This is a genomic window from Marinobacter fonticola (genome assembly GCF_008122265.1).
GTDB classification, from domain to species: domain Bacteria; phylum Pseudomonadota; class Gammaproteobacteria; order Pseudomonadales; family Oleiphilaceae; genus Marinobacter_A; species Marinobacter_A fonticola.
The window spans coordinates 702,153-717,030 of the sequence record NZ_CP043042.1 but is presented as its reverse complement, the minus strand read 5'-3'; the positions used below and the strand labels follow the sequence as shown (position 1 = coordinate 717,030).

Annotated in this window: 13 protein-coding genes and 1 riboswitch; of the genes, 5 read left to right on the top strand and 8 right to left on the bottom strand. The window is 56.5% G+C overall.

The genetic code is table 11. The features are described from left to right. Positions 1 to 114: 114 nt before the first annotated feature. The 4 genes from FXO11_RS03110 to FXO11_RS03095 form a co-directional block, all read right to left on the bottom strand. A complete protein-coding gene (locus FXO11_RS03110; RefSeq protein ID WP_148864772.1) occupies positions 115 to 2,268 on the bottom strand; it encodes a RelA/SpoT family protein in 2,154 nt (717 codons plus the stop codon). Positions 2,269 to 2,597: 329 nt separating this feature from the next. Further along, positions 2,598 to 2,810: a DNA-directed RNA polymerase subunit omega gene (gene rpoZ / locus FXO11_RS03105; protein ID WP_148861533.1), complete on the bottom strand. Its 213-nt coding sequence runs from the start codon at positions 2,808 to 2,810 to the stop codon at positions 2,598 to 2,600. Between the two features lie 106 nt (positions 2,811 to 2,916). Next, positions 2,917 to 3,564: a guanylate kinase gene (gene gmk / locus FXO11_RS03100; RefSeq protein WP_148861532.1), complete on the bottom strand. Its 648-nt coding sequence runs from the start codon at positions 3,562 to 3,564 to the stop codon at positions 2,917 to 2,919. Positions 3,565 to 3,669: 105 nt separating this feature from the next. Beyond that, the gene (locus tag FXO11_RS03095; protein WP_148861531.1) at positions 3,670 to 4,536 is read right to left on the bottom strand and encodes a YicC/YloC family endoribonuclease; all 867 of its coding nucleotides are present in this window, start codon (positions 4,534 to 4,536) and stop codon (positions 3,670 to 3,672) included. A 157-nt stretch (positions 4,537 to 4,693) separates the two neighbouring features. Here FXO11_RS03095 and rph point away from each other — a divergent pair, with 157 nt between their 5' ends. Continuing rightward, positions 4,694 to 5,410, top strand: coding sequence for a ribonuclease PH (gene rph, locus FXO11_RS03090; protein WP_148861530.1), 717 nt, complete (start codon positions 4,694 to 4,696; stop codon positions 5,408 to 5,410). Between the two features lie 124 nt (positions 5,411 to 5,534). Here the strand turns inward: rph and FXO11_RS03085 are convergent, their stop codons facing one another. Further along, the gene (locus FXO11_RS03085; protein WP_148861529.1) at positions 5,535 to 6,341 is read right to left on the bottom strand and encodes an exodeoxyribonuclease III; all 807 of its coding nucleotides are present in this window, start codon (positions 6,339 to 6,341) and stop codon (positions 5,535 to 5,537) included. Positions 6,342 to 6,409: 68 nt separating this feature from the next. Here FXO11_RS03085 and pyrE point away from each other — a divergent pair, with 68 nt between their 5' ends. Together pyrE and FXO11_RS03075 are read left to right on the top strand one after the other, a co-directional pair. After that, the gene (gene pyrE, locus FXO11_RS03080) at positions 6,410 to 7,048 is read left to right on the top strand and encodes an orotate phosphoribosyltransferase (RefSeq protein WP_148861528.1); all 639 of its coding nucleotides are present in this window, start codon (positions 6,410 to 6,412) and stop codon (positions 7,046 to 7,048) included. Between the two features lie 218 nt (positions 7,049 to 7,266). Continuing rightward, positions 7,267 to 7,857 carry a DUF4124 domain-containing protein gene (locus tag FXO11_RS03075; protein WP_264766197.1) on the top strand — a complete coding sequence of 197 codons (591 nt, stop codon included), beginning with the start codon at positions 7,267 to 7,269 and terminating at the stop codon, positions 7,855 to 7,857. 98 nt (positions 7,858 to 7,955) lie between these two features. Here the strand turns inward: FXO11_RS03075 and FXO11_RS03070 are convergent, their stop codons facing one another. Then, positions 7,956 to 8,423, bottom strand: a complete 468-nt coding sequence (locus tag FXO11_RS03070) for a hypothetical protein (RefSeq protein WP_148861526.1) — start codon at positions 8,421 to 8,423, stop codon at positions 7,956 to 7,958. A 408-nt stretch (positions 8,424 to 8,831) separates the two neighbouring features. Here FXO11_RS03070 and FXO11_RS03065 point away from each other — a divergent pair, with 408 nt between their 5' ends. Then, on the top strand, positions 8,832 to 9,344 hold the full coding sequence (locus FXO11_RS03065; RefSeq protein ID WP_148861525.1) for a fibronectin type III domain-containing protein: 513 nt from the start codon (positions 8,832 to 8,834) through the stop codon (positions 9,342 to 9,344). A 76-nt stretch (positions 9,345 to 9,420) separates the two neighbouring features. On the opposite strand, the gene FXO11_RS03060 is transcribed toward FXO11_RS03065, so the two are convergent. Next, on the bottom strand, positions 9,421 to 9,750 hold the full coding sequence (locus FXO11_RS03060) for a DUF2782 domain-containing protein (RefSeq protein WP_148861524.1): 330 nt from the start codon (positions 9,748 to 9,750) through the stop codon (positions 9,421 to 9,423). 100 nt (positions 9,751 to 9,850) lie between these two features. Here FXO11_RS03060 and polA point away from each other — a divergent pair, with 100 nt between their 5' ends. Continuing rightward, positions 9,851 to 12,571, top strand: coding sequence for a DNA polymerase I (gene polA, locus FXO11_RS03055; RefSeq protein WP_148861523.1), 2,721 nt, complete (start codon positions 9,851 to 9,853; stop codon positions 12,569 to 12,571). 114 nt (positions 12,572 to 12,685) lie between these two features. On the opposite strand, the gene FXO11_RS03050 is transcribed toward polA, so the two are convergent. Next, positions 12,686 to 14,479, bottom strand: a complete 1,794-nt coding sequence (locus FXO11_RS03050) for a TonB-dependent receptor domain-containing protein (protein WP_148861522.1) — start codon at positions 14,477 to 14,479, stop codon at positions 12,686 to 12,688. Between the two features lie 174 nt (positions 14,480 to 14,653). Further along, positions 14,654 to 14,854, bottom strand: a riboswitch (cobalamin riboswitch). Positions 14,855 to 14,878 lie beyond the last annotated feature (24 nt).

Genomic DNA, 14,878 nt, shown 5'->3' with positions numbered 1-14,878 from the left:
CAATAATGAAAGACAGTGATCCTCTCCGGGATCATCTCGCTCTGTCAACAAATCGGGGTCTAATACGCTGACTGGCAAATTCTTAGCCAGATAGCGCGTTGATGCCCGGTAACTTTAGTGCCTCACCCGGGCAATATGGGTCACCGCCCGTACATTACGGACCCGGCGCATCACCCGAGCCAGATGCCGTCGGCCGTTGACGTGAACAACCAGACTCACCACGCTCAGACGGGCATTCTGTTCTTCCACGTTGATACGCTCGATATTACCATCCGCCATCGACACAGCGCTGGCCACTTCGGCAATCACACCGCGCTGGCGTTCGAGCTCGACGCGCAACTCCACTGAAAACTCGTCGGTAATATCCTTGGCCCATTTCAGGTGAGTCAAGGCTGAGCGGTCGGCATCCTGATCCGGCAACTTACGGCAGGTATCGCTATGGATGACCATGCCGCTGCCGGACTCCATTACGCCCACCACCGGGTCGCCCGGAATTGGCTTGCAGCAACTGGCAAAGCGCACCAGCAGGCCTTCTGTACCACGAATCGTCATGGACCCGCCGTGGCTGCCCGCCTCGAGGTTGACAATACCCTTGCTATCAGGCCGCTCTTGACTCTCGCTACCACCGCCGGGATCCGTCACCAACTGCCGCGCCACGATATAGGCCATGCGATTACCCAGGCCGATATCGCTGAGCAGGTCGTCAAAGTCCTCCACCTGGTTGTGCTCACAAACCCTTTGACGCCGCTCTTCGTCAATTTGGGACAGCTTGTAATCGAAGCCAGCCAGCGATTTTTTGAGCAGCGTTTTGCCAAGTTCCAGAGATTCGGCCTTTTTCTGATACTTGAGGAAATGGCGAATGCTACTGCGCGCCTTCCCCGTCACCACAAAGCTGAGCCAGGCGGGATTGGGCCGCGCGCCGGGGGCGGTGATAATTTCCACGGTCTGGCCACTTTGCAGCGGTTGACTCAACGACCCGAGATTGCGATTGACCCGGCAGGCCACGCACGCGTTACCGATATCGGTATGAATGGCGTAGGCGAAATCGATAGGCGTAGCGCCACCGGGCAACTCGAGGATCTTGCCCTTGGGCGTGAACACATAGATCTCGTCCGGAAATAGATCAACCTTGACGTGCTCGATGAATTCCAGGGAATCGTCAGCCCTTTCCCGCATCTCCATTAGCCCCTGGACCCACCGGTCCACGCGGCGCTGACTGACCTCAAGTACCGATGAATTGTCGTTCTTATACAGCCAATGGGCCGCGATGCCGTTGTTGGCAATGTGCTCCATTTCCTCGGTGCGGATCTGAATCTCGATATTCACGTGCATGCCGAACAGTGTGGTATGCAGCGACTGATAGCCATTGGCTTTGGGCATGGCGATGTAATCTTTGAAACGCCCGGGCAACGGTTTGTAGAGGCTATGCACGGCGCCGAGAATACGGTAACAGTCGTCGGTGGTGTCGGTGATGATGCGGAAGGCGTACACATCCATGATTTCATGGAAGGATTTATGCTTGAACTTCATCTTGTTGTAGATGCTGTTCAGGTGTTTCTCGCGGCCGATGATTCTGCCGGGCATTCCTCGCTCGCTGAGCTTCTCATTCAGCTTGCCGCGAATTTCATCGATAATCTCCCGGTGACTCCCGCGCAGCTTCTCCACTGCTTTGGAAATGTAACGCGATCGCATGGGATAGAGGAACGAAAAGCCCAAGTCTTCCAGCTCGGTACACAAGCTATGCATGCCGAGGCGATTGGCGATCGGCGCGTAGATATCCAGGGTTTCGGTGGCAATACGCTGACGCTTCTCGTAGGACATGTGCCCCAGAGTGCGCATATTGTGCAGACGGTCCGCTAACTTGACCAGGATGACCCGGATATCTCGGGCCATAGCCAGCGTCATCTTCTGGAAATTTTCTGCCTGGGCTTCAGCGCGAGAGCGGAACTCAATCTGGGTCAGTTTACTGACACCGTCAACCAAGTCCGCGACGGGGTCGCCGAACTGTTCGGAAAGCGCTTCTTTGGGAATACCGGTATCTTCAATGACGTCATGAAGCATGGCGGCCATCAGGCTCTGATGATCCAGCTTCATATCGGCGAGAATGCCGGCCACCGCCAGCGGATGGGTAATGTACGCCTCGCCCGAGCGCCGCATCTGCCCCTCGTGCGCCTGTTCGGCATAGTAATACGCCCGCCGCACCTGATTGATGCGAGGCGTATCGAGATAGGTACTCAGTTGCTCCGCCAACGTATCGACAGAACTGATATCCGCGGCCTCTACTGACACTGCGCCTCCAGTGACTGGAAGGAATTCGCGCCGCTTGTGTAAACAGACCACTAGAGCCCCGAATTCCGGTGAATCACCGACAAAAAAACCCGAATGCATGACACCCGGGTCTTCCTTTGCCCTTACGGACGGTCGTTCGTCGGCATCTTATGACCTACTAGCCCCGACCTCTTCGCTAGCGCCTGATGATCCCAGGTACCGATCAATCGCGACCAAGCCCCTACGCATCATTATCCTATTAATCACTACTAGTAATCACTATAAGAGCCACCACACAGATTTCAATCGGGCCGAACTGCGGATTCTGCTTACTCTTCGTCTTCCTGCCGGATCAGAGCGCGGTCGACTCTACCCTCGGCAATTTCGCGCAAAGCAAGCACTGTCGGCTTGTCATTTTCTTCAGGAACCATCGGCTCGTGGCCCTTGGTGGCAAGCTGACGCGCGCGCTTAGTCGCCAGCATTACCAACTCGAAACGGTTATCAACGTGATCCAGACAGTCTTCAACAGTGACTCGTGCCATAACATCCCCGAAAAATTAAAATGGATAACTGATCACTCCGGCTGAACGGTAGAGCCGGAATCTTTAAATGCGGTGCCGAGCAGACCGCGCAGTATATCAAAAATGCTCAATTTGTATACGCCGTTCCACCGGCAACCAACGCCGCGAGAAGATCGGCGTGACGGACTTCCTGGCGCTCGACACTGAGCCGCTGGGTCCGGACGATCGACAACAGCTCTTCCAGCGCACTCTCGAATCGGTCGTTAACGACCAGATAGTCGAATTCCAGGGCATGACTACACTCTTCAGCAGCTTCGCGCAGACGCCGCTCGATCACATCCTCGGAATCCTGCCCACGGCCGGTTAGGCGAGCCCGCAGACTTTCCGGCGACGGTGGAACGATGAAAATGCCAACGCAATTGGGATTCAGCCGGCGAACCTGCACGGCGCCTTGCCAATCAATTTCCAGGATGACGTCCCGACCCTGATCCAGGGTCTCCTCTACCCAGCGCTGGGACGTACCGTAGTAATTACCGAAGACTTCCGCATGCTCGAGGAAATCCTCTTGCCCAATCATCCCCTGAAAGGTTTCACGCTTCACAAAGTGATAGTTGACGCCATCCTGCTCACCCGGCCGCATGGGCCGGGTGGTATGGGATACGGATACGCAAAGCACCGGATCCTGCTCCAGCATGGCCGCCACCAGACTGGTCTTGCCAGCCCCGGAAGGTGCCGAAATAACGAAAAGCGTGCCTTTATCGACCGGCTCACTCATCAGCCTTGTCTCCTCACTACAACAGATAGGACGTGCCCCGTACGAGCCCAATACGGTCACTACGAGCGCATCAGAGCGATCACGATAAAAATCGTAACCGATTAATTATTCTAAGTTTTGGACCTGCTCTCGCATTTGCTCGATCAGAACTTTCAAGGTGACGGCCACCCGGGTAACCTCCGCATCGATAGACTTGCTGCTCAGCGTGTTGGCCTCGCGGTTGAGCTCCTGCATCAGGAAGTCCAGCCGCCGGCCGATGGCCTGGTCACCGCTCAGGGTTTCGCGCACTTCGCTCACATGGGTATCCAGCCGGTCCAGCTCTTCCGCCACATCGGATTTCTGCGCCAGCATGACCATTTCCTGGGCCAGACGGTCGGAGTCGAGCTCGATTCTGGCGGCCTCGAAGCGGTCACGCAGGTTCTGCTCCTGCTGCTTCAGCAGTTCCGGCATTCGTTTGCGAACGTCGGCCACCGACGCCGACATTTCTTCGAGCCGGGTTTCGAACAGAGGCCGCAAGCGCTCACCTTCGCGCTCGCGCACCGCCACCAACTCGTCAATCGTCGCAGCAACCAACTCGCTGGCCGCCTGCTTGACCGGCTCCATATCCCGCTCGGCCGTTTCCAACACGCCGGGCCAGCGCATGACATCGAGCGCATTAATATGAGCCGGATTGTCCAGGATGCGGTTAATATGGTTGGCGGCGTTATTGATCTCTTCCGCCAAGAGCTGGTTCACTTTCAATCCACCCGAACTTTGCTCGGCCAGTTGTAACCGCACGCCTACCTCGACTTTGCCGCGGCGAAGTCCACCACGTACAGTCTCGCGAAATTGATTCTCCAGCTCACGCAATGGCTCCGGCAAGCGGAAAACCGGTTCCAGGTAACGGTGATTGACGGCGCGAATTTCACACGTCAGCGAGCCCCACTCACCTTCGGTATCTTTGCGGGCAAAGGCCGTCATGCTTCTGATCATGTGTTCTCCGTGCTGTCGTAAACGTGGACCTATTCTAGCAGGCCTGCGAGTGCTCAGGCGACCAGTCTGCGCTCCGGTCACCCTGCATGTTACACTGCCTCGCTATTCCGACTTTATTCAACCAAGTCAATTCCATTCAGCCAAGACAGGATAACCTATGCGACCCAGTGGACGTGCGCCTGAACAAACCCGCGATATCCGCATCACCCGCAACTACACCAAGCACGCCGAAGGTTCGGTCCTGATCGAGTTCGGGGACACCAAAGTGATCTGCACGGCGTCAATCGACAACAGCGTACCCCGTTTTTTGAAAGGCACCGGTAAAGGCTGGATTACCGCCGAGTACGGCATGCTGCCTCGCTCCACCGGCAGTCGTATGGGCCGCGAAGCCGCACGCGGCAAGCAGGGTGGCCGCACGGTGGAGATCCAGCGTCTGATTGGCCGCTCTCTGCGCGCCGCGGTCGACCTGAGCAAGCTGGGCGAGCACACCATCACCATCGACTGTGACGTTATCCAGGCCGATGGCGGCACACGTACCGCCGCCATTACCGGTGGCTGTGTAGCCTTGGTGGACGCGCTCAATCATCTGGTCGCCGAAGGCCGTCTGAAAACATCGCCGCTGATACAGATGGTGGGCGCAATTTCGGTTGGCGTCTACGAAGGCACCACGGTCGTCGATCTGGATTACCCGGAGGATTCTGCGGCGGAAACCGATATGAACGTGATCATGACCGATCGCGGCGGCTTTATTGAAATCCAGGGCACCGCCGAAGGCGAACCTTTCGCCCAGGAACAGCTGGACGACATGCTAAAACTGGCGAAAGAGGGCATCAACTACTTGTTCGACTTGCAAAAACTGGCACTGGAGCAATAGCTCGAAGGCGCACCGGGAAACAGAAACGGCCAGCGTGTGCTGGCCGTTTCTTGTGGAATGCGCTCGATGCTTGCCGGCTATTCAACACCAGTCTCACATCGTTATTAAAACCGATCCCTATTTCTTAAAAACCGATCTCAATATCGTAGTCGACAATAATAGGGGCATGATCCGAGAAGCGGGTTTCCTCATCGATCCAGGCATCGTCTATCGTCTTGCGGATACCCGGCGTTGTGAGCTGATAATCCGTACGCCAGCCAGCATGCTTGCGCCAGCCTTCGGCCCATTCCGGCCACCAAGTGAACTGATCCCCTTCCTTATTGATCTCGCGGAAAGCATCGATACACCCCATCTCGTCGAATAGCCGATCCAGCCATGCGCGCTCATGAGGTAGGAAGCCGGATACGTCCAGCTTGTGATAGCGCGGACTGGTATCGGTCACGTGATGGGCCGTCTGCAGGTTGGCACAGAAAATGAACTGGCGGCGTTTGCGCAACGTCTTCTGCATATGCAGGCCGAAGCCTTCCATGAAGTCGTCCTTGTGGTCCAGCACGGTCAGATCGTTTTCACCGATCAGCTCCTCCTCACGCCCCAAGGCGCAGGGCGCCAGCACGCACGCGACGCTGACCTTATCGAAATCCGCCTGAATAAAGCGCCCCTCGCGGTCTGCAATTTCGTTGGCGAAGCCATAAATGATGGCCTTCGGGAAGTGGCGTGTATAAATTCCCACGCCGCCGTATTCGGTTTCCTCGCCATCGATGAAATAAGCTTCATAGCCTTCGGGCACGTATCGGGGGTCGTCGAATTCATAGACCCGCATGCGGTGATCCTGAACGCATACAACGTCTGCGTCCTGATCCGCCAGCCAGTCAAAAAAACCCCGGTCAATAGCCTGTGCCAGGCCATTGACGCTGATCGATACTACCCGCATAGATGTTCCCTGAAACGTTTGTGTGTATGATACCGTTTTTACGCCGTTTTGAAAGAATCCGTCCCGCCATGCACGACTATCAGCACGATTTCATCGAATTTGCCATCCGCCGCGATGTACTTCGCTTTGGTGAGTTCACACTCAAGTCCGGGCGCAAGAGCCCTTACTTCTTCAACGCCGGTCTGTTCGACACAGGCTCAGATTTGCTGCAACTCGGGCGTGCCTATGCCTCTGCCCTGCAAAATAGTGGCCTGAATTATGACATTCTTTTCGGGCCTGCCTATAAGGGCATTCCGTTGGCCGCAGCAACCGCCATGTCGCTGGCGGAAACGGGTGACGACCGGCCTTACGCGTTCAATCGCAAAGAAAAAAAGGATCACGGAGAGGGCGGCAACATTGTCGGCGCACCGTTAAAGGGCAAAGTACTGATCATTGACGATGTGATCACTGCCGGCACCGCGATTCGCGAGTCCATCGATATTATTCACGCCGCCGGAGCGGAACCCGCGGGCGTATTAATTGCGTTGGATCGGCAGGAGCGGGGCCAAGGCGAACTGTCCGCCATTCAGGAAGTGGAAGCGGAATTCAAACTGCCGGTTGTGAGCATTATTCGCCTAGAGCAGGTCATTAGTTACTTGTCCGAGCGCGACGACTTTGCGGAAAACGCCCGCAAAGTAGCTGACTATCGCAACCGATACGGTATCTGACCACCTCATCAGCAGGGCGCCGAACCCACATGCCAAGGAAGGTAACCTTTGGCCGCAACCGCTAACGCTTTTTCACAAGCCGTCACGGTAAAGTCTGTTATTCTTCAGACAAACGATAGTAAACGGTGAATCAGCAGTTTATGAGACACTTACCGCGACCTGCCCTGGCAGCTCTGCTATGCGCCTGCCTGGCAGCACCTCCCCTGCTTGCTTCAACCATGTACCGATACAAGGACGATAACGGGCGCTTGGTGATCAGCAATACGGTTCCGTCGGAAAACTCGACCCGCGGCTATGAAATCCTGAATTCGCGAGGCCGGGTAGTCGATGTGGTCGAACCGGCACCGACCGAAGAAGAACTCGCCGCCCGCGAAGCCGAAAAACAGCGCATGGCCCAAGCACAAAAACGGCGCCAGTCCGACGCTGACCTACTGCGCACCTTCAGTCATCCGGACGATGCCGTTCGAGCTTTGCAGCGCAAATTGCAGGAACTGGATAGCCTGGTCCAACTGAAACGCGGCAATATCTCGGTCATCGAGAGTCAGCTTGAGGAGCAACAAAGCAAGGCTGCCGACCTTGAGCGGGCCGGCCGTGAAGTGCCGGAAAATCTGCTGACACGCATCGATCGCCTACGCTCCCAGATCCGGGAGATCGAGAAAGAGATCGCGGTTCAGAATATGGAAACTCAGGCCATACGCGAAGCGTACGAGGAAAAGATCGAACGTCTGGAAACGATCACCGGTGAAAAGCGCACTTTATTGCTGGAAGCGGCTAGCGGTATCGGACCTTCAAGCAGCGCCGGTAACTGAGGAGTCTCTGTAAACCTCAGAAAGACAAGCCGCAAAAAAGCAAACCGCAAAAAAAGAAAGAGCCGATCACGGCTCTTTCTCGTCCAAGCACCCCGAGTTTAGGCGGACGTAGACTCGGACTTCTTGTTCGTCGAGTCAGTCGCGGTCTTAGCCGAGTCAGTCGAGGCCGTCTTGCTGGCCGAGGTAGTTTTACGCGCAGCATTAGCTCGCTTGCCTGACGGCGCCTGGCTACGCTTGACCGGCTTCGCCTGATCGGAAACCTCATTGGCGGTCGCCGCTACGGCGTCAGCGCCTTCGACCGTTTCTTTCTCAATCCGAGCTACAACCTCAGAAGCCAAAGAGCCTACTCGCGTGTTGAAGCTACGCAGCTGCCCAAACAGGCTTTTGCTATAACCGTCGTAACGTTTGCGCAAGCCTTTCACGCTGTATTCGCGAGCTTCCGACTCCAATTTTTCGGCATATTCAAACGGCTTGGAGGCCAGCTTCTTCTGCTGTTCTTCCGCCGCGTTAATGCCCTTTTCAACGACATCCTGAAACTGCTCTTGATAGTTTCTTAGTTTACCCATGGCGGTATCTCTCCTTTGCAGTGGCTCGTTGAGCATCTGCTGATGATTCGGCGCGCTATGCGCCCTTTAGATAACACCGCCGACATTACGTCTAAAAATTAGAATAATCATACTAAGGACAAAAAACAGGGACGCATTACCCGGGCCAGCGCAAGCACCTATGTTTTTATATTACGCGCAGACCATGTGACAAACATCGCAATTCGCTGATTCTTAGGATATCTCGCACGCCAACCCCAACCATTGTCGCTTGAGGGGATAATAATCGTCGGCATAATGACGCGGACTTAATGTCTCGAACTTAATGGTCCGATAAAAAAAGGTCATACCCAAGCACTTCTTAAGAACAAATATTCGATAACAAATAAAGTCCGCTTGAGCGGATCTATTCAAAAAAATGGCAGGCGCGTGATGTTTAACAACCAACCGCCGGGCGTGCAGGACGCCCTGGCTTTGCTTTTTATTGCGGCTCTAACGCTTTCTGGCTGCAAAGGTGGCGGCGTTTCCAGCAACGCCACCACCAATGTGAATGTGGCCCACAACACCGATGCTCAGACGCTTAACAATCCGGCATGGTCCACTGAGACAGCCAATGGAACGGCCAATGAAACAGTCAATGAAACACGCCATACCGAAGCGGCTGGTTATCGGCACGCTCCACCAACCCGCCTGCAGTGGTTGGCGCCGGCCACTCGCGCCGATGGCTCGAAGCTGTATACAGGCGAGATCCATGGCTACAAGATTTATTACAAGCTGCGCCATCAGCATGTGTTTCGTATTATCCAGGTAGACGACGCCAGCTCGACTCACTACCCCCTAAAAGAATTCATCCCCGGGGTGTATGAATTCTCGATATCAACTTTAGACACGGAGGGCCTGGAAAGCCAACGCTCGGAGCTGGTAGCGGTCAACATCATTTGAAACGACAACCCCCGGTTCGTTATGTGGGAGCAGTTGATACCTGCTCCCCATGCCGCCTTCTCCCAAGCGGCTGTCATCACCACTCGAAAAGAACCCATTTCGGCACCACCAGCTGCGAGCCATCCTGGCGAATGAATCCGCCATCAACCGGAATCAGGTAATAGACCGGCCCGACTTTGGGATCGACCCTGATTTCCCTCAATTCGCCGTTCACACGGTACTCATAATAAGTAGCGTCTTCGCCCGGTCGAATGACAACCTGAGGCTCATCCGATGGCGGCTGGTACTCCGAAGCCCGCACCGGTTCGTTGTCCGCCGCTGATTCTTGCGCCTGCGATACCTGAAGAAAAGCGACGGAAAAAATGCCGGCAGCGACGGCGGTCAGCAGGGAGAGGGTTCGTTTCATGTTAACCTTGGCATCCTGAAATCGATGGTGTTTTTAGGGAGCTTCCCTGAGATTTGCACAACACCGCCCTCTTCACAACCTGATTCCGGAAACCGCAGCTATGAGCCAGCAACAGACGCCACCGGTTGTTCTTGTCGATGGGTCGTCCTACCTGTTTCGCGCCTTTCACGCCCTCCCTGATTTGACGACCAGCAAGGGACAGCAAACCGGTGCAATCAAGGGCGTGATCAGCATGATTCGCCGTATAGACAAGGACTACCCGGGCTCCAAAGTGGTTGTTGTTTTCGATGCCAAGGGCAAAACGTTCCGCCACGATCTCTATGAAGAGTACAAGGCCCATCGTCCACCCATGCCCGAGGACTTGGCCACCCAAATCGCCCCGATCCACGAGATTATTAGCGCCATGGGCCTGCCGCTATTGATCGTACCCAACGTGGAGGCCGACGATGTGATCGGCACCCTCGCCTACGAGGCGACCGCCAAGGGGGTGGATGTGGTGATTTCCACCGGCGACAAGGATATGGCGCAACTGGTCAGCAATCACGTCACCCTGATCAACACCATGACCGAAACCGCTATGGACCGGGAGGGCGTGCAGGAAAAATTCGGCATCGCTCCCGAGCAGATCATTGATTACCTCGCCCTCGTCGGCGACAAGGTGGACAACATTCCCGGCGTGGAAAAGTGCGGCCCGAAAACGGCGGTAAAGTGGCTGCAATCCTACAACAACCTGGGCAACCTGCTTGAGCACGCTGACGAGATTAAGGGCAAGATTGGCGACAACCTCCGCGCTGCGGCAGAGATCCTCCCCCTGAGCCAGGAACTCGCTACCATCAAAACAGATGTGGAGTTGGCGTTCGGCATTACCGACGTCAACCCGGAGGAACCCGACAAAGAAAAGCTGCTGGCTCTGTTCAAAGAACTGGAATTCAGAACCTGGGTGGACGAACTCAGTCGCCAGGCGGACGTTCCGGACGTCTCCAGCGATGAGGCGGCGCCGGAAGCGCCCGAAAAACATTACGCCACCATCACCGATAAAGCGGCATTCGATAGCTGGGTCGAACGATTGGCGAAGGCCGACCTTTTCGCCTTCGACACCGAAACCACCAGCCTCAACTATTCCATCGCCGAAGTGGTCGGGGTTTCCTTTGCCATCGAGCCGGGCGAGGCGGCCTATGTGCCCTTCGGCCACGACTATATGGGCGCCCCGGATCAACTCGAAGGCGACTATGTACTGGGTCAGCTCAAACCGTTGCTGGAGGACCCGCGGCGCAAGAAGGTGGGCCAGAATCTCAAGTACGACAAAAACGTGCTGGCCAACCACGGCATCTCTTTGGAAGGAATCGCCGAGGACACCATGCTGGCGTCCTACGTGCTTAATTCCACAGCCTCCCGCCATGACATGGATAGCTTGGCACTGAAGTATCTGGGCGAGGCCACGATCTCCTTCGAATCCATTGCCGGCAAAGGCGTCAAGCAGCTCACCTTCAACCAGATCTCGCTTGAGCAGGCCGGCCCTTATGCGGCCGAAGACGCCGACATCACCCTGCGCCTGCACCAAACGCTGCGCCCAAAACTGGCGGCGGAGCCCAAGCTCGAGTCGGTTTATAGAAACATTGATCTACCCCTGGTGCCGGTGCTTTCCCACATGGAGCAGCGCGGCGTCATGCTCGACACGGCCACCCTGCGAAGCCACAGCCAGCAGCTGGCCACGCGTATGGCGGAGCTGGAACAGGCGGCTCATGAAGAAGCCGGCGAAACATTCAACCTTGGCTCCCCCAAGCAGCTCCAGGCCATTTTCTACGAAAAGCTGGGCCTGCCGGTGATCAAGAAAACGCCGAAGGGCGCGCCCTCGACCGCCGAGCCGGTGCTGCAGGAGCTGGCCCACGACTACAAGCTGCCGCATCTGATCCTGGAGCATCGCAGCCTGAGCAAGCTCAAATCCACCTACACCGACCGCTTGCCGGAGGTGGTTAGCCCCCGCACCGGGCGCGTGCATACCTCTTACCATCAGGCCGTGGCGGCGACTGGACGCCTGTCGTCATCGGAACCCAATCTGCAGAATATTCCGATCCGCACGGAAGAAGGCCGGCGTATCCGCCAGGCTTTCGTGGCTCCCGACGGCTACAAGCTGGTGGCCGCGGACTATTCGCAGATCGAGCTGCGCATCATGGCGCATCTTTCCGGCGACAAGAGCCTACTCAATGCCTTTGCCGAAGGTAAAGACATCCATCGCGCCACTGCCGCCGAAGTGTTCGGCACGTCGGTAGACGGCGTGACCGGCGAACAGCGCCGCAGCGCTAAGGCGATTAACTTCGGCCTGATCTACGGTATGTCGGCGTTCGGCCTGTCACGTCAGCTTGGCGTGGAGCGCAAGGTGGCCCAGGAATATATCGATCTTTATTTCCACCGCTACCCCGGCGTGGCCGAGTACATGGACAACATTCGCAAGCTGGCCCACGACCAAGGCTATGTGGAAACGCTTTTCGGACGCCGCCTCTACTTGCCGGAGATCAACGCCCGGAACAAGCAGATGCAGCAGGCCGCCGAACGCACTGCGATCAATGCGCCCATGCAAGGGACCGCTGCCGACATCATCAAACGCGCCATGGTCACGGTAGAGGATTGGCTGCTGAACAGCCACGCAGACGAGGCTCGCATGGTGATGCAGGTTCACGACGAACTGATCCTGGAGGTGAAGGAATCCGCGCTGGACAAGGTCATGAAGGGACTGACCGAGCGTATGTCCAGGGCTGCGGAGCTGGACGTGCCGCTGCTGGTTGAGGCCGGTGTGGGGGACAACTGGGACGAGGCTCACTGAGCAGCTCGCGATTAACTATCGCAACTCACTTGACTGTAGGTTGGGCTGGAAAGCCCAACAAACCCGACAAATCTTGTTGGGCTTGCCAGCCCAACCTACCGGACTTCCCGCACATCAGTAGGTATAACGCAGTGTAGCCAGAACCTGGCGAACCTGGCCGGCGTATCCGGTAGCGGTAATGGCTGTCTGATCGAACAGGTTGGTCACCTCCAGCGCCACGTTCAGCGATTCCGTGGCCCTATACGCGGCCCCGGCGTTAGCAATAACGTAGCCGGGTATGCGGGCATCGCCGGTGTCGACAGCGTCAGTGCGTCCGAGCAGCTCCACGTTCAACTCCACTTTCTCAAGCACTTTTGTTCCCGCCAAACGGCCATCCCACTTCGGGCGTCGTTCGAGCTGGGCGTTAGTCTCGTCATTCGTCGCACGCGTGTAACCTACGCCAGCCTCAAGCGACCAGCCATCAGCTTTATAAGCAGCGCTCAGCTCGGCACCCTTGGCCGTCGCGCGATCAACGTTGTACGGAATGAAAAGTGGCGGCGGACTAAGGACGACCAGCTCATCAAACTTGGTCTTGTAGACCGCCAATTCATAAGATACGCGTCCAACGCTTCCTTTTAGCCCAACCTCGAAAGTATCCGAAGTTTCGGCCTCGAGATCCGGATTGGCGCCAAATGGGGAATATAGATCGTTGAATGTCGGTGCTTTAAATCCAGTGCCGTAGCTGAGATAGGGGCGGAAGAAGTCAGCCAAATGATAGCCGGCCGAAATGATCCCAGTCGTTTCCTCGCCGTACGCTTCATTATCGTCTTGCCGAAGGGATGCGGTCACATGCAAGGGCTGGTCAACGGTCTGCCATTGCACAAACACAGCGTTGTTGTAGCGCTCCTCTTCCGTGTATTGGGTCGAGGCGTCGACTTCCTCGTCGACACGCTCCAGCCCGATAGTGAGCAACTGATGATCAGTCAAACTGACATCGCTTTGCAGTAGATACTGGAGGCGACGGGTCTCATAGTCGAAGAAATCGGCCGTATCGACGAAATTGTCATTGGTTTCGCGGCCGAATCCGAGCTGCGCCCGCACTGTCACCCGATCTGACGCGGCATAGTCAGCGAACACGCGGCCGGACTGCTGAACGAACCTGTTCCAATACCGGTCTCCAAAAGACGGCGAACCATCGTAGTCGTTCTCTCCCTGCGCATGCATGAAGTTCAGGCCCAGCAATAGGTTATCGGTGACATGCCGATCCAGGCTGGTCGCGACCGATTTGCTCTCAAAACCATCGGCATCATTTTGCACACCGTCCGGCTGAGCATCCACACCCTCGGTATCGTACAACGAAGCCGACAGACTATAACGCGTGTCACCGGAGCCCCCCGCAAAATGTTGAGTGAGCCGTGACGTTCCGTTATTCCCTGCGCTGACCTCGGAAATGACCTCGGGTTCCACCGTGCCACGGCGCGTGAATATCTGGATAACCCCGCCAATGGCCTCAGAGCCATATAGACTCGAGCGCGGACCCTTAACGACTTCGATATGGTCCACCAGTGCCAACGGGATATTTTCCAGTTGAGCGGTGCCGGCCGTCGCCCCACCGATCTTGACGCCATCGACCAGCACCAGCACGTGATCGGAATTGGCGCCGCGAATGAATACGCTGGACTGTTTACCCGGCCCACCCGTACTCGTTACCGACACACCTGGCACCGTGCGAATGATCTGTTCGATGGTTGTTGCGGAACTTCGGTCAATGTCCTCCCGACTGATGACGGTCACCGAGGCGTTTGCCTCGTCCACGGTCTGCACCGTGCGAGTCGCCGTCACAACCAACGGATTCAAGGTTTCGGCATGCAACCCTGCACAGACTGAGCTCGCCAACAAGCTGAAGGCAAATTTGGAGGAAACTCTCACGGGTACGCCCTTTAACGGAAGTCGAATAACCCGGCGAGAAGAGGAACGTGCGGCAGCTGATGCGTGTCACGGCAGGAAAGCCACCGGTGAAGCCCTCCGCTACACCGCATGTCGTTTCAACGCCTCTATACCTCTCGGTGCACGACACTTGGTCTGTGCACAAAACTCGGGGCATGAAACGCGTCGCAAGCGGCCGGTCTCCGGGCTCACAATGGCATCGTCGAGAGAGATGCCGGCGTCAGCGCCTTCCCAGGCAAATACCCAGTGGCCAAAGCTGACTGCCGTTCATTGTTTACCGTTGCGGGGGCAGCACTGGGTTTGCACCAGTTTCCCGTTTCACTCGCCTGGGCGAGCACCGCTTGCAGGTTATACGGGGACTTTTAGCCCCCGATGACAAAA